Raw genomic sequence first — 21381 nt, 5'->3', positions numbered from 1 at the left:
GCACCCCTTCCCGCCGGTCCACCGCCGGCCCTGCCCCCTTCCTACTGACGCGCCGCCGCGCCCGCACCTTCGCGCGGCGCCCGGCGGGTGCCCGGTGACGGCCCCGGGGCCCGCCGTGCACGTGGGCGTCGGCGCGCGCCGGGGCGTCGCGGCGGACGAGGTGCTGGCGCTGGTCCGGGCCGCGGTGGCGGAGTCGGGCGGGACGGTGGCGGCGCTGGCGACCGTCGAGGCGAAGGCGGCCGAGCCGGGGCTGGTCGGCGCGGCCCGGCGGCTGGGCGTGGCGCTGCATACGTTTTCGGCCAGGGAGCTGTCCGCGGTACGGGTGCCGGGCGGTGGTTCGGCGGTGGTGCGGGAGGCCGTCGGGACGCCGAGCGTGGCGGAGGCGGCGGCGCTGCTGGCGGCCGGGCCGGGCGCCCAACTGCTCGTCGGGAAACGGAAGTCGGCGCCGCCCGGCGGACCCTCCCGGGCCACCTGCGCGGTGGCGTCGGCGACCGGCCACCACGGCACTGCGCGGGCCCGCCCCTCGGTTATCGTCGTCCCTTCCGCATCCGGCCCGGTCCCGGCCCGGCCCCGCCGCTGCACGGCCCCTCAAGGAGATCTTGTGACCACCCCTCCCGCCCTGCTCATCGCCGGTCACGGCGACCGCGACGACGGCGGGGCGCAGGCCCTGCGCGCGCTCCTCGACGCGGTCGCCGAGCGCTGCCCCGAGGTGCCGGTGGCGGCCGGTTCCACCGGGCGGGCCCCGTCGGCGCCGCCGCTCGCCGAGGCGGTCGACGACCTCGCCGCCCGGGGCGCCACGGAGATCGTCACGGTGCCGCTGATGCCCGAGGGCGCGGCGCGGCGCGGACTGGCCGCCGAGCTGACCGCGGCCGCCGGGCGCCACGCGGGGCTGTCGTTCGTCCGCGGGCAGGCCCCGGACGGCCATCCGCTGCTGCTGGGCGCGTGGGAGCGGCAGTTGGACGCGGCGCTGGGCGGCGGCGGGGCGCGGCGCCCCCGCGACCGGGCCCGGACGACGGTGTTGCTGGTGGGCGGCGGCTCCGGCGATCCGTACGCCAACGCCGAGGTGGCGCGGGCCGCCCGGCTGCTGTGGGAGGGCCGGGGCCTGGCCGGGGTGGAGACCGCGTTCCTGTCGTACGCGGCGCCGGACGTGCCGGCGGGTCTTGAGCGCTGCCGGGTACTGGGCGCGGCGGTGCCCGAGCCGGACGCGCCGGGCCGGATCGTGGTACTCCCCTGCTTCCCGCTGCCCGGCGACGAGCAGGAGCGGCTGCAACTGCAGACCGAGGGCTGGGGCGCGGCGCACCCGGAGTCCGAGGTGGCGTGCGCCGAACCGGTCGGCGCGGCACCGGAGGTGGCCGACGCGGTGGTGGCGCGCTACCGGGAGGCGGCCCGGGCGGAGGAGGAACACCGTGTCGCCGTCCGCTGAGCCCGATCTGCGCCACCACGGCGACGCCGAAGTGCGGGGCGGTGCCGCCGCGTTGACGGACCTGGCGGTCAACGTCCGTACGGGGACGCCCCCGGCGTGGCTGAAGGCGGAGCTCGTCGCCTCGCTGGACGGGCTCGCCGCGTACCCGGACGGGACGGCGGCGCGGTGTGCGGTCGCGGCGCGCCACGGGCTGCCGGTGGCGCGGACGTTGCTGACGTCGGGTGCGGCGGAGGCGTTCGTGCTGCTGGCGCGGGCGGTCCGGGCGCGCCGTCCGGTGGTGGTGCATCCGCAGTTCACCGAGCCGGAGGCGGCGCTGCGGGACGCCGGGCACACGGTGGAGCGGGTGGTCCTCACCGAGCGGGACGGCTTCCGGCTGGATCCCGCGGCGGTGCCGGACGACGCGGATCTGGTCGTCGTCGGCAATCCGACCAACCCGACGTCGGTGCTGCACCCGGCGGGCGTCCTGGCGCGGTTGGCGCGGCCGGGGCGGACGCTGGTGGTGGACGAGGCGTTCATGGACGCGGTGCCCGGGGAGCGGGAGTCGCTGGCCGGGCGGACGGATCTGCCCGGTCTGGTGGTGCTGCGCAGCCTGACGAAGACATGGGGGCTGGCCGGGCTGCGGATCGGCTATCTGCTGGCGGAGCCGGGGACGGTGGCGGAGCTGGAGCGGGCGCAGCCGCTGTGGCCGGTGTCGTCGCCGGCGCTGGCGGCGGCCATAGCGTGCTCGGGACCCGCGGCTCTGGCGGAGGCGGCGGCCGCCGCCGAGCGGACGGCGGTGGACCGGGCCCATCTGGTGGCGCGGCTGTCCGCCCTCCCGGGTGTGACCGTCGTCGGACCGGCCGAGGCCCCGTTCGTGCTGCTCCGTCTGGCGGACGCGGCGGCGGTACGGGAGGCGCTGCGGGCGAGCGGTTTCGCGGTGCGCCGCGGTGACACGTTCCCGGGCCTGGGCCCCGACTGGCTCCGGCTGGCGGTCCGCGACCGGGAGACCACGGACCGCTTCACGGCCGCGCTCACGGAGGCCATGGGGAAGGTGGCGGCGGGGCGCGCCCTGTACTGAAGGGCGGGTGCCGGGCGCCGAGGAGGGTGGTGTGGCGCGCTCCTCCGCGGGATGCGGACATCGCCCCTCAGTACAGGGCGCGCCGCCGGGAGAGGGTGCGGGGCCGGCCGCCACCTGGCCGGCCCCGCACAGGGCGCCGTCCGTCCCGTCCGGGCGCCGCCCCCGGTCTCCCGCCCGGGCTGCGGGCGGGAGACCGGGAGACGGGCCAGGACGGACACGGGGTTGCGGACCGCGCCCGGACCGCACACCGGGACGGCGCCCCCACGGCACCGGCCCGGCACACGGGGTCGTGTCAGCCGCTCACCGCGGCCTTGCGCCTGCGGGAGTAGACCACCGAACCGGCGCCCGCGGCGACCAGCACCGCGGCGCCGCCCGCGAGGTAGGGGGTGGTGGAACTGCTGCCCGTCTCGGCGAGGTTGCCGTCGCTGCCGCCCTGCGGCCGCGGGTCGGAACCGCCGGAGCCGGAGCCGCCGGAACCCGAGGCGCCGCCGTCGTGGCCGCCCGAGCCGGAGGCGCCGCCGCCGTGGCCACCGGAGCCGCCGGTGGCCCCGCCGCTGCCGCCCGTGGTGGAACCGCCGGTCGTCGCGCCGCCGTTCTGGCCGCCGGAGTCCGAACCGCCGGTCGTCGCCCCGCCGTCCGAGGCGCCGCCGTCCGTCGAGCCGCCCGAGCCGCCGGTCGTCGAACCGCCCGCGGTGCCCTGGCCCGGGTCCGGGGCGCCGGGGGCGGTGCAGCTTGCCTCGGCGAGCCGCACGCGGCCGTTGACCTCGGCGACGTTCAGCTTCAGGGGGTTGACGGAGACCTGGAGGTCGAGCGCGGTGGCCGCGGCGCTCTTGGAGGTGGTCTGCTTCTTGGAGAGGTCGAGACGGACCTCACCCACGCCCGGGACCTTGACCTCGGTGGTGCCGCCCGCGGTGAGCGTGACGGTCTTGCCGAGGACCTTGACGGTGCCGAGGACGTTGGAGCTTGCCGTGGGCCGCTCACCCGCGGTGCAGACGGCGCGGGAGGTGACCTTCTCGACCTCGATGAGGGAGAGCAGCGGCAGACCGGGGACGTTGACCTTGGCGTGCGCGAGGTTGCTGTACCCCTCGGCCTTCGCCGCGTCGGCGGTGGCCCGCGCGGTGGCGACGTCGGCGCGCAGCACCGAGAAGGGCTTGCCGCCGTCGACGCCGTCCAGGTCGGCGCTGAGCGCCGTCTTCTTCGCGTCGGCCGGGGCGTGCACGTCGTTGAGGGTGACGTGCAGCGGGAGCGTGACGGCCTTGTTGAGCAGGCTGACGTCCAGGCCGGTGCGGAGCACGGCGGCGCCGGCGGTGCCGTGGTCGGCGGCGTGGGCCGGGGCGGCGCCGAGGAGGAGCGTGGGACCGGCGGCGAGCGCGGTGGCGGCCGCGACGGCGGCGAGGTGGCGCGCGGGACGGCGCGCCGGGGACTCGGGACCGGTCCGCGGGGAGGCGGACAGGCCGGACGGGCTGATGGAGCTGGTGGACACGTGTGTGGAACCCCCACGGAGGAATGGAGCCACCGCCCGCGCCAATGGGGGACATCGCGACGGCCGGTGACCTCGACCCGTCCATACTGTACGCACGGAGGGTGAACAGTCAGCCACGAATGGTGAGTTCATTCTTATGAGTGGTTTTAGAACCTTCATTCGAATTCTTTGGCACCAGGGGTTCGGCGCCGCGACCACCCCCACAGGACATCCGCAGCCGCACCACACCACCGCCACGCCCCGCACACACCGGCGACACGGACGCGACGGCGCCCCGGCGTCCACCATCCGGATTCGTTGTCCGATACATGCAGGTGACGGCTACAGTGCCGCCGTGTCGAACGAGCAGACGAACCCCCCGAGAGAACCCTCCGGCGAACCGGACGAGCGGCCCACCGCGGACACCGTCGCCCCGTCACCGGACGGCGGCTCCGCTCCGGCCCACGGCGATCTGCCCGCGTCCGACCGGGCGGCCCGGCGCGCCGTCACGGTCTTCCCGCTGCTGGTGATCGCCGCCGGTGCGATCGGGCTGCTGTGGCCGTCGCACTTCACCGGCTGGGCGCCCGCGGTGCCGTGGCTGCTCGGCGTGGTGATGTTCTCGATGGGGCTGACGCTGACGCCACCGGACTTCACGGCCGTCGCCAAGCGGCCCTGGGCGGTCGGCCTCGGGCTGGTGGCGCACTACGTGATCATGCCGGGGCTCGGTTGGCTGATCGCCACCGCGCTGGACCTGCCGCCGCAGCTGGCGGCCGGGGTGATCCTGGTCGGCTGCGCGCCCAGCGGCACCGCCTCCAACGTCGTGACGTTCCTGGCCCGCGGCGACGTCGCGCTGTCGGTCTCCGTCGCCACCGTCTCCACCGTCCTGGCGCCGCTGATCACCCCGCCGCTGACGCTGCTGCTGGCCGGGCAGTTCCTGAACGTCGACGCCGGGGTGATGGTCACCGACATCCTGAAGACGGTGCTGCTGCCGGTGGTGGCCGGGCTCGTGGTGCGGCTGATCGCCGGGCGCCACGTCGGCAAGGTGCTGCGGGCGCTGCCCTGGGTCTCCGCGGTGACCATCGCCGCCATCGTGCTCACCGTGGTCTCCGGCAGCGCCGCCGCGATCAAGGACGCGGCGCTCCTGGTGATCGTCGCCGTGCTGCTCCACAACGGCCTCGGCCTGGCGCTCGGTTACGGCGCGGGCAAGCTGGCCCGGCTGGGCCGTCCGGCGAGCCGGGCGATGGCCTTCGAGGTCGGCATGCAGAACTCCGGTCTGGCCGCGTCGCTCGCCACCGCGCACTTCAGCCCGGCGGCCGCGCTGCCCGCCGCGGTGTTCTCCGTGTGGCACAACGTCTCGGGCGCGCTGGTCGCCGCGTGGATGGCGCGTACGGGGCGCCGCGACGCACAGCGCGCGTAGGGACGCGGGACGACCACGACCGCGGGGCCGGGCGGCGCGGAGCGCGCCCGGCCCCGCGCCGTCCTCCGCCGGCCGCGCCCGGCGCCCGGACGCGGCACCCGGTGCCACCCCTCAGCCGATGACCTGCCCGCGCAGCACCACCCGGCGCGGCGCCGCCAGCACCCGGACGTCCGCGCGCGGATCCTCGGGGTAGACGACCAGGTCGGCCGGGGCTCCCTCGGTGAGTCCGGGGCGGCCCAGCCAGTCGCGTGCGCCCCAGGTGGTGGCGGAGAGCGCGGCCACCGCCGGCAGTCCGGCCCTGCGCAGCTCGGCGACCTCCTGCGCGACCAGGCCGTGCGCCAGTGAGCCGCCCGCATCCGTCCCGGCGAAGACCGGGACCCCGGCGTCGTAGGCGGCGCGGACGGTGTCGTAGCGGCGGGCGTGCAGACGGCGCATGTGGTCGGCCCAGCGCGGGAACTTCTTCTCGCCGCCCGCCGCCAGGTCCGGGAAGGTGGCGATGTTGACGAGGGTCGGGACGATCGCGACGCCCCGTTCGGCGAAGAGCGGGATGGTCTCCTCGGTCAGCCCGGTGGCGTGCTCGATGCAGTCGATACCCGCCTCGACCAGCGGCGCGAGGGTGTCCTCGGCGAAGCAGTGCGCGGTGACCCGGGCGCCCAGCCGGTGCGCCTCGGCGATGGCGGCGGCGACCTCGCCCGGCGGCCAGCAGGACTCCAGGTCACCGGTGGAGCGGTCGATCCAGTCGCCGACGAGCTTGACCCAGCCGTCGCCGCGCCGCGCCTCCTGCGCCACATAGGCCACGAGATCCGCCGGTTCGATCTCGTGGGCGTAGTTGCGGATGTAGCGGCGGGTGCGGGCGATGTGGCGGCCGGCGCGGATGATCCGGGGCAGGTCGGCGCGGTCGTCGATCCAGCGGGTGTCGGACGGCGAGCCCGCGTCGCGCAGCAGCAGCGCGCCGCCGTCGCGGTCGGTGAGCGCCTGCTTCTCGGCGGTGGCCGCGTCGACGGGGCCGTGGGCGTCGAGCCCGACGTGGCAGTGGGCGTCGACGAGACCGGGCAGCACCCAGCCCTCGACGGTGGTGAACTCACCGGTGAAACGCGGGCGTTCATGGGTGACGCGGCCGCCGACGACCCACATCTCGTCGCGCACGTCGTCCGGCCCGACCAGGATCCGCCCCTTGAGGTGCAGCGCCGCACCTTCACTCTTCGACGTCATGACGGCACTTTATGCGCAGGCGTACGATCCCTCCGCCGCGCGCCCGCGCGAAACGGCGCACGCCGGCGGATTTCCGTAAACGGAAGTGCCTCGCGTGTTTTCCCGGCAGCCTCTCGCGTGATGCCTGAGGCAACTTTGCGGAGAACCTTCCGCAGGCACATTTCCAATTCTTTGGATGTCAGCTTCCCGTATTCTCCTTCCCGCTTTTCCCGACCTCAAACGCCAAGATTCCGCTAGCGCCGGAAGCGAGAATTCGAAGCGATCTCAGGGACGTTACGGACCTGTGACCGACTCCACACCTTGCCCGCTTCGTCCGAGATTTCCGGTACAAAAGCATACATCTCTTCGGGGTTCCGCGCGCTCGGGCGCCCCCGCGCGATAACACAAAAGCCCTCGACTGCGTAACCCCTGCCCGCGATGCAATTTGCTTTTTCCCTCGGTAAATTTAATTTCCATGACCGCCGCACAAGCAGACCATGCACGTGCCCGAAGCGAAATCAGGGAATTGCCGGAGGGTTTCAAGCTCGACACCCCGCGTGTGGAGGACGGAGCCGCGATCTGGCGAATCGCCCGCGACTCCCGGACACTGGACCTGAACTCCTCCTACAGCTACCTGCTGTGGTGCCGTGACTTCGCCGCCACCTCCGTTGTCGCCCGCGACACCGAGGGTGAGCCGGCCGCCTTCGTCACCGGCTACATCCGCCCCGACCGTCCGGACACCCTGCTCGTGTGGCAGGTGGCCGTCGACGACGCGCATCGCGGGCGCGGCCTCGCCGCCGCCCTGCTGGACGGGCTGACCACCCGTACCGCGCGGGAGTTGGGCGTGAACCGCCTGGAGACGACGATCACCACGGACAACACCGCGTCCAACCGGCTCTTCTCCTCGTTCGCCGAGCGCCACGGCGCCCCCCACCGCCGCGAGGCGCTCTTCGACGCGGCGCTCTTCCCGGAGCAGGGACACGAGCCGGAGGTCCTGCACCTCATAGGCCCGTTCGCCGCACCCGCCCCCTGTCTCTGACCGCACCACCGACCCGCGGGCCCCGCGGCGGCACCCGGTGCCACCGCCCGGAGGCGCCCGCACCCCGGACTTCGCAAGACCCCACGCCACTCATCTCCCAGGAGCATGCTGTGACCATCACCCAGCCCGACCTCAGCGTCTTCGAGACCGTCGAGTCGGAGGTGCGAAGCTACTGCCGCAGCTGGCCGACCGTGTTCGACCGGGCGCAGGGCAGCCGTATGACCGACGAGGACGGCCACACCTACCTGGACTTCTTCGCCGGGGCCGGTTCGCTCAACTACGGCCACAACAACCCCGTCCTCAAACGCGCCCTGATCGACTACATCGAGCGGGACGGCGTCACCCACGGCCTGGACATGTCGACGACCGCGAAGCGGGCGTTCCTGGAATCGTTCCAGAACATCATCCTGCGCCCGCGTGACCTGCCCTACAAGGTCATGTTCCCGGGCCCGACGGGCACCAACGCCGTCGAGGCGGCGCTGAAGCTCGCCCGTAAGGTCAAGGGCCGCGAGTCGATCGTCTCCTTCACCAACGCCTTCCACGGCATGTCGCTCGGCTCGCTCGCGGTGACCGGCAACGCCTTCAAGCGGGCGGGCGCCGGCATCCCGCTGGTGCACGGCACCCCGATGCCGTTCGACCACTACCTCGACGGCGCCACCCCGGACTTCCTCTGGTTCGAGCGGCTGCTGGAGGACTCGGGCTCCGGCCTGAACAAGCCCGCCGCGGTCATCGTCGAGACGGTCCAGGGCGAGGGCGGCATCAACGTCGCCCGCCCGGAGTGGCTGCGCGAGCTGCGCGCCCTGTGCGACCGGCAGGACATGCTGCTGATCGTCGACGACATCCAGATGGGCTGCGGCCGCACCGGCGCGTTCTTCTCCTTCGAGGAGTCGGGCATCGTGCCGGACATCGTCACCGTCTCGAAGTCCATCAGCGGCTACGGGCTGCCGCTCGCGCTCACGCTCTTCAAGCCGGAACTGGACGTGTGGGAGCCGGGTGAGCACAACGGCACCTTCCGCGGCAACAACCCGGCGTTCGTCACCGCCGCCGCGACGCTCGACACGTACTGGGCCGACGGGCAGATGGAGAAGCAGACGCTGGCCCGCGGTGAGATCGTCGAGTCGCACCTGAAGGCCATCGCCGAGGAGCACCCGGACGCCGTCGCCGAGTACCGCGGGCGCGGACTGGTGTGGGGTCTGGAGTTCCACGACAAGAGCCTCGCCAACAAGATCGCCAAGCGCGCCTTCGACCTGGGTCTGCTGATCGAGACCTCCGGGCCGGAGAGCGAGGTCGTCAAGCTGCTCCCGGCGCTGACGACCACCCCCGAAGAGCTGGACGAGGGTCTGCGGATCCTCGCCCGCGCCGTCCGCGACCGCGTCTGAACGCGCCGCGCGTCCGGCACCCCTTCGTCACCGTTCCACAGAAAGGCACCGACTCACCGTGATCGTTCGCTCGTTCAAGGACATCGAGGGCACCGACCGCCACGTCAAGGCGGCTTCCGGTACCTGGGAGAGCAAGCGCATCGTGCTCGCCAAGGAGCGCGTCGGCTTCTCCCTCCACGAGACCACGCTCTACGCGGGTACCGAGACGTCGATGTGGTACGCCAACCACATCGAGGCGGTCCTGTGCGTGGAGGGCGAGGCCGAGCTGACCAACGACGAGACCGGGGAGAAGCACTGGATCTCGCCGGGCACGATGTACCTGCTCAACGGCCACGAGAAGCACACCATGCGGCCCAAGACGGACTTCCGCTGCGTCTGTGTCTTCAACCCGCCGGTCACCGGCCGCGAGGACCACGACGAGAACGGCGTCTACCCCCTGCTCACCGAGGACGGCACCGACGCGCCCCAGGCGTGAACGCCTCCTCCGCGTCCGGTAGTTGACGGACGGCAACCCGGCATCCACGGAGCACGTACGAGAGGAGAGGAAGGCAACACCATGACCATCGCACCCGAGCGCACCGCCGACCTGTACCCGACCCGCGGCACCTCCGAGGTGATCACTCCGCGGAAGGACCCGGTGGTGTGGTCGCAGCCCGGCACGGCAGGCCCGTTCCAGCCGTCCGAGCTGAGCGACTTCGACCGCGACGGTTTCTTCGCCATCGGGGAGCTGCTGACGGCGGAAGAAGTCGCGGTGTACCGCGCCGAACTGGACCGGCTGGTGGGCGACCCGGAGATGCGCGCGAACCCGCGCTCCATCGTCGAACCGAAGTCGCAGAGCATCCGGTCCGTGTTCGAGGTGCACAAGATCAGCGAGGTGTTCGCCCGGCTGGTCTCCGATCCGCGGGTGGTGGGCCGGGCCCGTCAGATCCTCGGCTCCGACGTCTACGTCCACCAGTCGCGGATCAACGTCAAGCCCGGTTTCGGCGCGTCCGGTTTCTACTGGCACTCCGACTTCGAGACCTGGCACGCCGAGGACGGGCTGCCGCACATGCGGACCGTTTCGGTGTCGATCGCGCTCACCGAGAACTTCGACACCAACGGCGGTCTCATGATCATGCCCGGTTCGCACCGGCACTTCGTGGGGTGCGAGGGAGAGACGCCGAAGGACAACTACAAGCGGTCGCTCCAGATGCAGGACGCCGGCATCCCGTCGGACGAGGCGCTGACGAAGATGGCGGACGAGCACGGCATCCGGCTCTTCACCGGCAAGGCGGGCTCCGCGACGTGGTTCGACTGCAACGCGATGCACGGCAGCGGTGACAACATCACGCCGTACCCCCGCAGCAACGTCTTCATCGTCTTCAACAGCGTGGAGAACGCCGCGGTGGAGCCGTTCGCGGCACCCGTGCCGCGCCCGGACTACATCGGGGCGCGGGAGTTCACACCGGTGCGGTGACCCGGCACCGCAGTACGCGCGCGGCCGCCGCACAGCCTGGTCTGTGCGGCGGCCGCGCCGTCGCGTTCCCGGGACGCCCACCCGCTGCCGGGCCGTCGCCCCACCCCCTAGCCTGACCGGGGTGTTCGGGCTCGTCGGGCAGTGACGGGCGCACCGCCGTGAGGGAAGTGAGGACGGGTTCATGACCATCGACCGGCTGCCCGGGGTGACCCTGACCGACCATGTGCTGGACGTACCGCTGGACCACGACGACCCGGGCGGCGAACGGATCGCGGTGTACGGCCGGGAGGTGGTGGCCGCGGGCCGCGAGAGCGCCGCGCTGCCGTGGCTGGTGTTCCTCCAGGGCGGCCCCGGCAACGCCGCGCCGCGCCCGCTGGGCCGGGAGTCGTGGCTGGGCCGGGCGCTGGAGGACTACCGGGTGCTCCTCCTCGACCAGCGCGGCACCGGACGCTCCACCCCCGCCAACCGGCAGACGCTGCCGCTGCGCGGCGGTCCCCGGGAACAGGCCGGGTACCTGGCACACTTCCGCGCCGACGCGATCGTGCGGGACGCCGAACTGTTCCGGCGGCGGCTGGCGGGGGCGGACACCCCGTGGAGTGTGCTGGGGCAGAGCTTCGGCGGCTTCTGCACCGTCGCCTATCTCTCGCAGGCGCCCGAGGGGCTGCGCGAGGCGCTGGTGACCGGCGGGCTGCCCGGTCTCGACGCGAGCGCCGAGGACGTCTACCGGGCGGCGTATCCCCGGGTGGCCCGGAAGAACGCCGCACACTACGCCCGGTATCCGCAGGACGTGGCGGCGGTACGGGAGATCGCGGCGCATCTGTGCGAGAAGGAGGTGCGGCTGCCGGGCGGCGGGACGCTGACGCCGCGGGCGTTCCAGGCGCTGGGCATGCTGCTGGGCACCGGCAACGGCTCGCACGTCCTGCACCATCTGCTCGCCGACGCCTGGGTCACCGGCCCGGCCGGACGGGAGTTGGGCGATGCGTTCCTGGAGGGTGTCCGGGCGCAGGTGTCGCATGCGGCGGCGCCGCTCTTCGCGGTGGTGCACGAGGCGATCTACGGGCAGCGGTCGGTGGATCCGGGCCCGACGGCGTGGGCGGCGCAGCGGGTGCGGGACGGGCTGACGGCGTATCCGCAGTTCGACGTCGACGCCGTGCTGGACGGCGCCGGGCCGCTCTACTTCACCGGCGAGATGATGTACCCGTGGCTCTTCGACACCGACCCGGCGCTGCGCCCGCTCAAGGAGACCGCGCAGGAGCTGGCCGAACGGGGGGACTGGCCGGATCTGTACGACGCCGGGGCGCTGGCGGCCAACGCCGTACCGGCCGCCGCGGCGGTCTACTTCGACGACATGTACGTCGACACCGCGCACTCCCTGGCTACCGCCGGGCGCATCCGCGGGATGCGGGTGTGGGTGACCAACGAGTGGGAGCACGACGGGCTGCGGGTGAGCGACGGGGCGGTGCTGGACCGGCTGTTGCGGATGGTGCGCGGGGAGGTGTGAGGCGGGGCGGACGGGCCGGGCCCGCCCCGTCCGCTCAGGGAGCGATGGCCGCCAAGGCGCGGTCGACGTCGTCGGCGTCGTTGTAGAGGTGGAAGGCGGCGCGCAGCAGACCGCCGCGGACCGCGACCCGGATGCCCGCGGCGGCCAGCCGCTCCGCGGCGCCGGGCGGGCCCGCCACGGAGACGATCGCGGAGCCGGGCGCCGGGCGGGGGGCGAGCCCGCGGGCGGTCAGCCCGGCGCGGAAGCGGTCGGCCAGCGCGGTGTTGTGGGCGTGCACCGCGGGCACGCCGATCTCGCCGAGCAGCGCGAGGGAGGCGGCGGCGCCCACGTAGGGGAGCAGGGCGTGCGGTTCGTCGTAGCGGCGGGCGGTGGTGGCGGGCCGGTCGACCGGGCCGTAGCAGGAGGCGCCCGGGTCCTCGCCGGTGACCCATCCGGCGTGCCGGGGCCGCGGACCGTCGTCGGCGAGGGCGGCCTCACCGAACGCCAGGAAGGTGGTGCCGCGCGGGCAGAGCAGCCATTTGAAGGCGCCGCAGGCGAGGTAGTCGAAGCCGGTGGGGCGCAGCGGCAGCCAGCCGGCGGCCTGGGTGACGTCGACGAAGGTGCGGGCGCCGTGCACCCGGGCGGCCTCGCAGACCTCGTCGAGGTCGGCGATCCGCCCGTCGAGCGACTGCACCGCGCTGCAGGCGACCAGTGAGGTGGTGGGCCGTACGGCGTCGGCGAGCGCGTCGAGCGGGGCGGTGCGGAAGGTGATGCCGGGGGTGGCGGCGAGGGGGTTGACCAGCGAGCTGAAGTCGCCCTCCGGGACCAGGACCTCCGCGCCCGGCTCCAGCGTGGTGGCGACGAACGCGGAGAGCACCGCCACCGAGCTGCCGACGGCGACCCGCTCGGCCGGCACCCCCAGCAACCGGGCGAAGCCCCGCCGGGCCTCCTCCGCGGGGCCGAAGTAGTCGCGCCCCATCGTGCCGTACGTGGCGGCGTCCGCGACGGCCTCGCAGACGGCGGCGCGTGAGCGGGCCGGGAGCAGCCCGCCGGAGGCGGTGTTGAGATACGGGGCACCGGGCGCGAACTCGGCTCCGCCGAGTGACGTGAGTCGCTGCATGACACCACTGTGCGCCGCCCGGATCGCCACGTCCATGGCGGTTCCGGGCGGCGCGGCCCGTCCGGCGGGGCGTTCCGTGTGGCTCCCCCCGGGCGGCGCCACGAGCCCGCCGGCGGGCGCTATGCCGTCGGCGGCACCGCGCAGCCGTCGTCGCCGCAGATCCCGGCGTCGCCGGCCGTCGGCAGCGGCTGGAGCGCGCTCTCCTGGTGGGCGCGCTCCAGGGCCTGCCGGAAGACCTCGGCGGGCTGGCCGCCGGAGATGCCGTAGCGGCGGTCGATGACGAAGAACGGGACGCCGGTGGCGCCCAGTTCGGCCGCCTCGCGCTCATCGGCGCGCACCGCGTCGGCGTAGGCGTCCGGGTCGGCCAGCACCCGGGCGGCCTCCTCGGCGGGCACCCCGGCCTCGGTGGCGAGGGCCACCAGGGTGTCCCGGTCGCCGAGCGGGCGCGCCTCGGCGAAGTTGGCGCGGTAGAACACGCCGAGCAGCGCGTCCTGCGCCCCGTGCGCCTTGGCGAGGTGGAGCAGCCGGTGGAGGTCGAAGGTGTTGCCGTGGACCCGGTCCGAGCGGTACCCGAGACCTTCGCCGCGCGCCGCCTCGGCGACCCGCGCCTCCATCGCCTCGGCCTGCTCCCGGCTGACGCCGTACTTGGTGGCGAGCATCTCCAGCACCGGGACGTCGGTGGGCGCGGGCGCGGCCGGGTCCAGCTCGAAGGAGCGGTGCACCACTTCGACCCCGTCCCGGTGCGCGAAGCCGGCGAGCCCCGCTTCGAAGCGGGCCTTGCCGATGTAGCACCAGGGGCAGGCGATGTCGGACCAGATTTCGACGCGCATGGGGTGACTTTCCTCGTACGGGGACCGGACTCGGGACAACCGGGAGGAACGGTGGGTTATTCCGCGGTCGGGCGGGGGCCGTACGGCGGAGCGCCGGGCAGCGGGGCCCGGCGCCGGGTCGCCGGGCGCCTTCTCCATGAGCCGGTTCACCGGTGCGGGGGGGGCGTGTCCGCCCGGTTTTCCGGACGGTTCTCCCCAGCGTGCCCAGCAGTCCCGGCGCTTACGTGCGGAGCCACCGGCGCGACCGCCCGCGCCGACGGCGGACGGAACGCGTACGGCCCCTCCCGCGGGAAGGGCCGTACGGACGGAGCGGTGCGGTCGGGGCGCAGGCCCGCGCTACGCGGCCGGCTCCCGCCACATCGTCCAGAGCGTCGGGCCGCCGCCCGGGAGGCTCAGCTCGTCGCGGACGGTGAAGCCGAAGTGCTCGTAGACGGGGAGGTTGGCCGGCTTGGAGGACTCCAGGTAGGCGGGCTGACCTGCCGCGTCGGCCTTGGCCAGGCCGGAGCGGAGCAGGGCGGCGCCGTGGCCCTGGCCCTGGACGGCCGGGTCGGCGCCGAGGAGCGCCAGGGACCAGTGCGGCTCGGCGGGGGTGTGCGCGGCGGCGGCCTCGACCGCCTCGCCGAAGAGGCCCGCCCGGTCGCCGAGGATCTCCGTCAGCTCCTGGATGGTCTCCGCGTCGGGCACCGCCCGGTCCTGCGCCTCCGGCGGGACCCAGAACGACACCGCCGCGCCGGTCCGCTCGCACATCCCGGCGTGGGCGTACTGCCGGGTGAAGAGCGTGGTGAAGTACCGGCCCAGCGACGCCTCCCGGGTGGCGTCGTCGGGGAAGAACCAGCACATCATCGGGTCGTCGTCGAAGGCGCGGACCAGGGTCCGGCTGACCAGCGCGGCATCGTCGAGGGTGGCCGCCAACGGCACGTGAGATATCGCCATACGGGCCATTCTGCACGGGGTGGTCCCGGACGGAACGGCGGGGTCCGGTACCGCCGCGGAGCGTGAACTCCCGCCCCGTGCAGGCGCGTCCGGGCGGGCGGCGCCGGACCGGTCCGGCGCCGTTCAGCCGTCGCCGCCGAGCCGCAGCGTGAGCGTGAGGTGGGTGGCGTCCGGCGCGGGCCCCCGGGACGGGTCGGTATGCCAGCCGCGGGCGGTGTAGAAGGTGCGGGCGCGGCGGTTGTGCCACAGGACGTCGAGGGTGGCCGCGGTGTGCCCGGCCGCCCGCCAGGCCCGCAGGCAGGCGGCGTGCAGGGCGTGGCCGACGCCGGTGCCCCAGTGGGCGGGGTCGACCTGGAGCTGGTGGAGGGTGACGGTGCCGGGCGCGGCGGCCGGGCCGTGGCAGGCGGCGCCGACGACCGTGCCGTCCCGCTCGGCGCAGAGCATCCGGACGTCCGGCCCGGCCAGAGCGCGGTCCCAGGCGTTCCGGGCCGCGGACCGGTGGGCGTCCGGGTCGGGGGCGGCGCCGGGGTGGCGGGCCCGGTCGTAGGCGGCGCGGGCCCGGGCGTGCAGCGCGGTGGCGGGCGCCAGGTCCGCGGCGCCGCCCGGGCGGATGGTCAGGGCGCGGGGCCCGGCGGGGGTCACCGGCCGGGCCCTCCCGGGGTGCGCTCCTCCGTCAACGCTCACGAGGACGTCCCCTCACGCCGGTTCGGGCCGCCCGTCCACCCGGCGGGGCAGGCCGAGCGGGTTCTCCTCGCGCAGTTCCGGCGGGAGGAGCGCGGGCGGGGTGTCCTGGTACGCCACCGGGCGCAGCCAGCGTTCGACCGCGGTGGCGCCGACCGAGGTGGCGGTGGAGGTGGTGGCCGGGTAGGGGCCGCCGTGGTGCTGGGCGGGGGCGACCGCGACGCCGGTGGGCCAGCCGTTGACGACGACGCGTCCGGCGAGCGCGGTGGCCTCGGTGAGCAGATGGGCGCCGCGGCCCGCCGGGTCCGCCCCCGCGCCCTCCTCGGCGGAGAGGTGGAGGGTGGCGGTGAGGTTGCCGGGCAGGTGGGCGAGGACCGCGCCGACCGCGTCGTCCCCGGCGTGGCGCAGGACGACGGTCACCGGGCCGAAGCACTCCTCCAGCAGCAGGGCGTAGCCGTCCGGGTCGTCGAGGAGGCGGGCCGCGGGCAAGGTCAGGAAGCCGGCGGCGACGGTGTGGTCACCGCCCGCGCCGGGGGTCACCGGCGCCTCGACGCCGGGGAGTTGGGCGCGGGCGCGGACGCCGTCGACGAACGCGTCGCGCATCCGGTGGTCGAGGAGGACGCCCGCCTCGGTGTCGCTGACGGCCGCGGTGAGCGCGGTCAGCAGCCGGTCCCCGTCCGGCCCCTCGGGGACGAGGACGAGGCCGGGCTTGACGCAGAACTGCCCGACGCCGAGCGTCATCGAGGCGGCGAGCCCGGCGCCGATCTCCGCGGCGCGTTCGGCGGCCGCGGCCTCGGTGACGACGACGGGGTTGAGGCTGCCCAGCTCGCCGTGGAAGGGGATGGGGTGCGGGCGGGCGGCCGCCGCGTCGAAGAGGGCGCGCCCGCCGCGGACCGAGCCGGTGAACCCGGCGGCGGCGATCAGCGGATGACGGACCAGCTCCACCCCGGCGTCGAAGCCGTGGACCAGACCGACGACGCCCTCCGGCAGACCGGTGTCGGCGGCGGCGCGGCGCAGCAGCGCGGCGGCCAGTTCGGAGGTGGCCGGGTGGTCGGGGTGGGCCTTGACGACGACGGGGCAGCCGGCGGCCAGGGCGCTGGCGGTGTCGCCGCCGGGCACCGAGAAGGCGAGCGGGAAGTTGCTGGCCGCGTAGACGGCGACCGGGCCCAGCGGGATCTTGTGGCGGCGCAGATCGGGGCGGGGCGGGGTGAGCGAGGGGTCGGCGTGGTCGATCCGTACGTCGAGGAAGGCGCCCTCGTCGACGGCGTCGGCGCAGGCCCGCAGCTGGTGGGTGGTGCGGGCGAGTTCGCCGGTGAGGCGGCCGGGGCCGAGCGCGGTCTCGGCGTCGGCGGCCTCGATGACGCGGGCCCCGGCGGCGTCCAGCAGTTCGGCGGCGCGGCGCAGCAGCGCGGCGCGGGCGGTGCGGTCGGCGAGGGCCGGGCGGGCGGCGTGGGCGGCGCGGACCGCCGCGTCCACCTCGGCGGCGGTGGCCTCCACCGCGACCTGTTCGCGCCGCTTCCCGGTTCGTGGGTCGACACTCCAGACTGGTGCTGCCGCCGCTGTGACCACCGTGCATTCCTCCCGAGCGCGCTCTTGCCGCAGGCCGGACGCTGTTCGATATGGTGAACGGCGTCCCGGATGCTGAATCCCTGGGACTCTAGGGCGGGCCGATCAGAGGGGTCAAGGGCGATGTCAGCTGCGGAGACGGGTGGAGCGCAGGTCAAGTCCGCGGTGCGGACGGTGGAGCTGCTGGAGTACTTCGCGGGCCGCCCCGGTATGCACAGCCTCGCCTCCGTCCAGGAAGCCGTCGGCTACCCCAAGTCCAGCCTCTACATGCTGCTGCGCACCCTCGTCGAGCTGGGCTGGGTGGAGACCGACGCGACCGGCACGCGGTACGGCATCGGGGTGCGCGCGCTGCTCGTCGGCACGTCGTACATCGACGGTGACGACGTGGTCGCGGCGGCCCGGCCGACGCTGGACCGCCTCTCGGACGACACCACCGAGACCATCCACCTCGCGCGGCTGGACGGCGTCAACGTCGTCTATCTCGCGACCCGTCAGTCCCAGCACTATCTGCGCCCCTTCACCCGGGTGGGGCGGCGGTTGCCCGCGCACTCCACCTCGCTGGGCAAGGCGCTGCTGGCCACCTACTCCGACGAGCAGGTCCGCGAGCTGCTCCCGGCGAAGCTGACGGCGCTGACCGAGCACACGCTCACCGACCGCGAGCAGCTGATCGAGGAGCTGCACACGGTCCGCGAGCAGGGGTACGCGGTCGACCGCGAGGAGAACACGCTGGGGCTGCGGTGCTTCGGCGTCGCGATCCCCTACCGCACCCCGGCACGCGACGCGATCAGCTGCTCGGTGCCGGTGGCGCGGCTGACGCCCGATCACGAGCAGCTGCTCAAGGACACCCTCTTCGACGCCCGCGACCGGCTGCTGCTGGCGACCCGCAGGCTCTGACCCCGGCCACGGGCCGCGCCACGCCGTGCCACCTGCGGGTGGAGCGGTGGGCGGGCCGCGGCGGCTCACCCGTTCACCCCAGCGCGGCCCCGGCGACCCCGACACGCCGTTGACACACCGTCCGACCTGCGAAGATCGTGGATGTGACGGGCGGCGGCCGGGTCGGCCGGGGGCGTTCTGACATGATGTCAGCAGGCTCGCGGCGCGCCGGGCGGTTTATCTCGGAGTGAGCAGGTACGGGACCCGACTTTCCGACGGCGCACGGGCGCCGCGTCCGTACCTCACGGAGGTTCGTCGTGTGCGCCACCCGCCCGTACCCAGGCGTCGCCCCGCGGCGCCCCGCCGGCACCCGCGGGCCGCTCCGCCGCGCCGCCGGGCGGGCCTGAGATGTCCGGCGTGCCCGGGACCGTACCCGGCAGGCGACGACGCGGGGCGGGTAACGGCGCGGTGGTGCTGGCGCTGGCCGCGGTGGGGACCGGGGGGTGGCTGATAGCCGTCGGCGCCCGGGCCACCGCACCGCAGCGTCCGCCCGCCGCCCCGGGACCCGCGGCGGCGCGCACCGCGGCCCGGGACGCCGTCCCGCCGCCCTCCCCGCCGGTCCGCCTCCGGATACCGGCGGCCGGGACCGGCGCCCCGCCGCCCGGCCCCGGCCCCGCCGCCCGGGGCGCGCTCCGGACGCCGCCCGCCGAGCTGCCGGAACCGGTGGGCCGGTTCCGCGACGGCGTCCCGCCCGGCTGTCCGGGCGCCGCCGTCTCCGGGCCCGCCGCCTCCCCCGGACCGGCCGCGCTGCCGCCGCGCAGCACCGTCGCGGTACGCCGCGCGGACGGCCGCACCACGCTCCTCACCGTCGACGCGACCGGGCCCCGGAACCGGGACACCGTCCTCGGCGACCTCCCCCACGACGCGGCCATCCGGCCGGAGTTCCCCCTGCTGACCTGCGGGAACGCGGGACTCGGCGTCGTGCCCGACCGTCTCACCGGCGCCGGATAGCCACCCCCAGGGGGGCCACAGACGGCCGGGGCGGCCCGCGGGAGCCGCCCCGGTCCAGCCGTTCGTCAGCGCGCGGCCAGGGACTCCAGGGCGGCGCCGACGGCCGTCAGATCCCGGTCGCTCGCCAGCCCCGCGTGGTAGAGCCGCAGCTCCCCGGCGCCCAGCGCGGCGGCGTGTGCGGCGTCCGCGGCGAGGGTGGCGGGGCTGCCGCCCATACCGGAGACGACGGTGAAGTTGGCGGCGAGGACGGCACCGGCCGCGCCCGGGGCCGCGGCGAACGGCGTCAGCGCGTCGGCCCGCCGCGCCGGGTCCGGGCCGCACGGCACCACCACACCGTCGGCGTACCCGAACACCCCGGCCGGGTCGGTGCCCGCGTCGGCGCCGCAGCGGTGGGCGGCCGGGTCGGCGTGGAGCAGCACCCGGAAGCCGGGGGCGGCGGCCTCGCGGACGGCGGTGACGGCGGCGCGCCGCAGCGCCCCGGCCGCCCGCGCACGCCAGGCCCGCACCACGGCGGCCCGGCCGGCGCCGAGCAGCGCCTCGACGGCCGCCCACTCCCCCGCCCGGTCCGCCGCGACGGGCGCCGCCGCCCCGGCCCACACCGGCTCCAGCGCCCGGCGCACCGCGCCGCCCAACTCGTCCGCCTCCAGGCCGAGTCCGGCGTACCCGCGGCGGCACTCCGTACAGAAGCAGAGCGACATCAGGTACTGCGCGGCGCCGGACAGCTCCACGCCGCCGACCTTGTCGTGGGCGTGCAGATGCGCCATGCCGTACCAGCCGCAGGACTCCAGCTCGGTGCCGTGCGCCCCGGGCCGTACGGCGGCCTCGCCGGCGAGGGTGACGAGATGGTCGCGGACCTCCGGGCGGGCGATGCACGGCGCCCAGGGGTAGCGGTCGCCGTAGGCGTTGCGGACGGAGGTGTCCGGATGCTCCTCGCCCAGGCGGGAGTTGTGGGCGAGGACGACCCAGCTGTGCACCTCGATCCCGGCGTCCGCCAGCGCCGCCGCGGCCTCCCCGTACGGGTCGGGGCCCGGCATCCAGTCCTGGACGGCGGGGCGCAGCGCCCGGCCCGCCCAGCGCCGCGGGTCGGGCGGGTAGAGCACGGCGGAGTGGCGGGCGGTGACCACGCGGTGGTGCGGGTGGCGCGGGGTCAGGGCGCGGGTGGAGTGGTAGGCGGCGGCCAGGGTGACCTGGCGGATGCCCAGGTCGGCGAGGCGGGGCGCGGCCCCGGGGTCGCCGGCCACGTCCCAGGGGTAGAGGAAGGCGGCGGCCCGCATCAGGCGCGGTCCCCGTGCGCCGCGCCGTGCGGGCCGTCGCCGTCGCCGTCGCCGTCGCCGTCGCCGTCGGGGAGCAGGGTGAGTCCGTGGGCGAGCAGGGTGCGCAGCTCCTCGACGTGCCGGGGGTCCGGCGGGGCGAGCGGCGGCCGGACCTCACCCGCGTCCAGTCCGCGCAGCCGGACGCCCGCCTTGATGAGCGAGACCGCGTAGCCGTGGCCCTGGTTGCGCAGTTCGACGAGGGGGCGGTAGAAGCCGTCCGTCAGCCGGTCGACGGTCGCCCGGTCGCCGGTGGTGAGCGCGCGGTGGAAGGCGAGGGCGATCTCGGGGGCGAAGGCGAAGACGGCGGAGGAGTACAGGCGCACGCCCAGGCCCAGATAGGCGGGGCCGGTGAGTTCGGCGGTGGGCAGACCGTTGAAGTAGAGGAAGCCGGAGCCGGGAGCCTCGGTGCGGACGGCGCTCATGATGCGCTGGAGCAGGTCGAGATCGCCCAGCCCGTCCTTGAGGCCGATGACGCCCGGGGTGCGGGCGAGCGCGACGACGGTCTCCGGGGTGAAGACGGCGTTGTCCCGCTGGTAGACGACGACCGGCAGCTCGGTGGCGGCGGCCAGCGCCCGGTAGTGGCGCAGCAGCCCCTGCTGACCCGCGTGGACGAGATAGGGCGGCATGGCGAGCAGACCGTCGGCGCCGCGTTCGCGGGCGAGGCGGGCGAAGTGGACGGCGAGCGCCGTGCCGTAGCCCGCCCCGGCGACCACCGGCACCCGCCCCGCGGTCTCCTCGACGGCCACGCCGACGCACGCCGCGAACTCCTCGGGCGTCAGGGCGTGGAACTCCCCGGTGCCGCAGCAGGCGAAGACGGCGCCCGCCCCGGCCTCGACGCCGCGCCGCACATGGGCGCGGTAGGCGTCCAGATCCACCTCGCCGTCGGGCGCGTAGGTGGTCACGGGGAAGAACAGCACTCCGTCGAGGCGGTCGGCGAGCGGTGAGGCTGGGGTCACGGGCTCTCCCTGGCGTGCGGTGCGTACCGCGGCGCGAAGGCTCCCGCGGCACCGGCGGACTGCGGGGCCGGTCGCGGGCGCGCGGCGGTCACCATCCGTCGTGCATGTGCCTGACCAGCGTCCACATCTCTGAACGGCGCCACGCTAGAGCAGCACGCCGCCACCGGTCAAGGGTCCCGCGCACCCGCCGAACA

Annotated in this window: 19 protein-coding genes; 10 read left to right on the top strand and 9 right to left on the bottom strand. The window is 75.2% G+C overall.

From position 1 onward, the window contains the following. Positions 1–115 precede the first annotated feature (115 nt). Complete coding sequence (locus ACF1BH_RS26965) at positions 116–1423, top strand: cobalamin biosynthesis protein (protein WP_391646491.1); 1308 nt, start codon at positions 116–118, stop codon at positions 1421–1423. After that, entirely contained in the window at positions 1407–2480 is a 1074-nt protein-coding gene (gene cobC, locus ACF1BH_RS26960; RefSeq protein ID WP_391646489.1) for an Rv2231c family pyridoxal phosphate-dependent protein CobC, read from the top strand. The genes ACF1BH_RS26965 and cobC overlap by 17 nt, the downstream gene beginning before the upstream one ends. 292 nt (positions 2481–2772) lie before the next feature. Here the strand turns inward: cobC and ACF1BH_RS26955 are convergent, their stop codons facing one another. Further along, complete coding sequence (locus tag ACF1BH_RS26955; RefSeq protein WP_391646487.1) at positions 2773–3963, bottom strand: SCO1860 family LAETG-anchored protein; 1191 nt, start codon at positions 3961–3963, stop codon at positions 2773–2775. Positions 3964–4414: 451 nt separating this feature from the next. Between ACF1BH_RS26955 and ACF1BH_RS26950 the strand changes: the two genes are divergently transcribed. Continuing rightward, positions 4415–5359 (top strand): bile acid:sodium symporter family protein, encoded by a 945-nt coding sequence (locus ACF1BH_RS26950; RefSeq protein ID WP_391646572.1) that lies wholly within the window; start codon positions 4415–4417, stop codon positions 5357–5359. Between the two features lie 111 nt (positions 5360–5470). Here ACF1BH_RS26950 and ACF1BH_RS26945 read toward each other — a convergent pair whose 3' ends face one another. Next, positions 5471–6571, bottom strand: a complete 1101-nt coding sequence (locus ACF1BH_RS26945) for an amidohydrolase family protein (protein WP_391646485.1) — start codon at positions 6569–6571, stop codon at positions 5471–5473. A 454-nt stretch (positions 6572–7025) separates the two neighbouring features. Here ACF1BH_RS26945 and ectA point away from each other — a divergent pair, with 454 nt between their 5' ends. The 5 genes from ectA (at position 7026) to ACF1BH_RS26920 (ending at position 11925) form a co-directional block, all read left to right on the top strand. Beyond that, on the top strand, positions 7026–7589 hold the full coding sequence (gene ectA, locus ACF1BH_RS26940) for a diaminobutyrate acetyltransferase (protein ID WP_391646483.1): 564 nt from the start codon (positions 7026–7028) through the stop codon (positions 7587–7589). Positions 7590–7699: 110 nt separating this feature from the next. Further along, positions 7700–8968, top strand: a complete 1269-nt coding sequence (ectB, locus tag ACF1BH_RS26935) for a diaminobutyrate--2-oxoglutarate transaminase (protein ID WP_391646481.1) — start codon at positions 7700–7702, stop codon at positions 8966–8968. A gap of 58 nt (positions 8969–9026) precedes the next feature. After that, positions 9027–9443: an ectoine synthase gene (locus ACF1BH_RS26930; RefSeq protein ID WP_391646479.1), complete on the top strand. Its 417-nt coding sequence runs from the start codon at positions 9027–9029 to the stop codon at positions 9441–9443. A gap of 81 nt (positions 9444–9524) precedes the next feature. Continuing rightward, a complete protein-coding gene (gene thpD, locus ACF1BH_RS26925; RefSeq protein WP_391646477.1) occupies positions 9525–10424 on the top strand; it encodes an ectoine hydroxylase in 900 nt (299 codons plus the stop codon). Between the two features lie 181 nt (positions 10425–10605). After that, a complete protein-coding gene (locus ACF1BH_RS26920; RefSeq protein WP_391646475.1) occupies positions 10606–11925 on the top strand; it encodes an alpha/beta fold hydrolase in 1320 nt (439 codons plus the stop codon). Positions 11926–11959: 34 nt separating this feature from the next. On the opposite strand, the gene ACF1BH_RS26915 is transcribed toward ACF1BH_RS26920, so the two are convergent. The 5 genes from ACF1BH_RS26915 to ACF1BH_RS26895 all read right to left on the bottom strand — a co-directional run bounded on the left by ACF1BH_RS26915 (position 11960) and on the right by ACF1BH_RS26895 (position 17037). After that, positions 11960–13024, bottom strand: a complete 1065-nt coding sequence (locus ACF1BH_RS26915) for an aminotransferase class V-fold PLP-dependent enzyme (RefSeq protein WP_391646473.1) — start codon at positions 13022–13024, stop codon at positions 11960–11962. A 119-nt stretch (positions 13025–13143) separates the two neighbouring features. Continuing rightward, complete coding sequence (locus ACF1BH_RS26910) at positions 13144–13854, bottom strand: DsbA family oxidoreductase (protein WP_391646471.1); 711 nt, start codon at positions 13852–13854, stop codon at positions 13144–13146. 336 nt (positions 13855–14190) lie between these two features. Continuing rightward, complete coding sequence (locus ACF1BH_RS26905) at positions 14191–14787, bottom strand: GNAT family N-acetyltransferase (RefSeq protein WP_391646469.1); 597 nt, start codon at positions 14785–14787, stop codon at positions 14191–14193. A gap of 123 nt (positions 14788–14910) precedes the next feature. Beyond that, on the bottom strand, positions 14911–15429 hold the full coding sequence (locus ACF1BH_RS26900; protein WP_391646467.1) for a GNAT family N-acetyltransferase: 519 nt from the start codon (positions 15427–15429) through the stop codon (positions 14911–14913). A gap of 54 nt (positions 15430–15483) precedes the next feature. Then, a complete protein-coding gene (locus tag ACF1BH_RS26895; RefSeq protein WP_391646465.1) occupies positions 15484–17037 on the bottom strand; it encodes an aldehyde dehydrogenase (NADP(+)) in 1554 nt (517 codons plus the stop codon). Positions 17038–17157: 120 nt separating this feature from the next. On the opposite strand from ACF1BH_RS26895, the gene ACF1BH_RS26890 reads away from it, so the two are divergent. Both ACF1BH_RS26890 and ACF1BH_RS26885 read left to right on the top strand, forming a co-directional pair. Continuing rightward, positions 17158–17928, top strand: a complete 771-nt coding sequence (locus ACF1BH_RS26890) for an IclR family transcriptional regulator (RefSeq protein ID WP_391646463.1) — start codon at positions 17158–17160, stop codon at positions 17926–17928. A gap of 396 nt (positions 17929–18324) precedes the next feature. Beyond that, complete coding sequence (locus ACF1BH_RS26885; RefSeq protein ID WP_391646461.1) at positions 18325–18918, top strand: hypothetical protein; 594 nt, start codon at positions 18325–18327, stop codon at positions 18916–18918. A gap of 65 nt (positions 18919–18983) precedes the next feature. On the opposite strand, the gene ACF1BH_RS26880 is transcribed toward ACF1BH_RS26885, so the two are convergent. Next, positions 18984–20192, bottom strand: coding sequence for a hypothetical protein (locus ACF1BH_RS26880; protein ID WP_391646459.1), 1209 nt, complete (start codon positions 20190–20192; stop codon positions 18984–18986). Continuing rightward, a complete protein-coding gene (locus tag ACF1BH_RS26875) occupies positions 20192–21187 on the bottom strand; it encodes a 5-dehydro-4-deoxyglucarate dehydratase (protein ID WP_391646457.1) in 996 nt (331 codons plus the stop codon). Before ACF1BH_RS26875 ends, ACF1BH_RS26880 begins: the two co-directional genes overlap by 1 nt. Positions 21188–21381: the final 194 nt, after the last annotated feature.

The organism is Streptomyces sp. NPDC014733 (assembly GCF_043083385.1).
Lineage (GTDB): Bacteria > Actinomycetota > Actinomycetes > Streptomycetales > Streptomycetaceae > Streptomyces.
The sequence above is the reverse complement of the archived record's forward strand: the minus strand, read 5'-3'. Positions and strand labels throughout refer to the sequence as shown.

Coding starts and splice junctions, on each gene's coding strand:
- ACF1BH_RS26905 (WP_391646469.1), bottom strand. CDS start 14,787: ATGGCGATATCTCACGTGCCGTTGGCGGCCACCCTCGACGATGCCGCG.
- thpD (WP_391646477.1), top strand. CDS start 9,525: ATGACCATCGCACCCGAGCGCACCGCCGACCTGTACCCGACCCGCGGC.
- ACF1BH_RS26920 (WP_391646475.1), top strand. CDS start 10,606: ATGACCATCGACCGGCTGCCCGGGGTGACCCTGACCGACCATGTGCTG.
- ACF1BH_RS26915 (WP_391646473.1), bottom strand. CDS start 13,024: ATGCAGCGACTCACGTCACTCGGCGGAGCCGAGTTCGCGCCCGGTGCC.
- ACF1BH_RS26880 (WP_391646459.1), bottom strand. CDS start 20,192: ATGCGGGCCGCCGCCTTCCTCTACCCCTGGGACGTGGCCGGCGACCCC.
- ACF1BH_RS26890 (WP_391646463.1), top strand. CDS start 17,158: ATGTCAGCTGCGGAGACGGGTGGAGCGCAGGTCAAGTCCGCGGTGCGG.
- ectA (WP_391646483.1), top strand. CDS start 7,026: ATGACCGCCGCACAAGCAGACCATGCACGTGCCCGAAGCGAAATCAGG.
- ACF1BH_RS26910 (WP_391646471.1), bottom strand. CDS start 13,854: ATGCGCGTCGAAATCTGGTCCGACATCGCCTGCCCCTGGTGCTACATC.
- ACF1BH_RS26945 (WP_391646485.1), bottom strand. CDS start 6,571: ATGACGTCGAAGAGTGAAGGTGCGGCGCTGCACCTCAAGGGGCGGATC.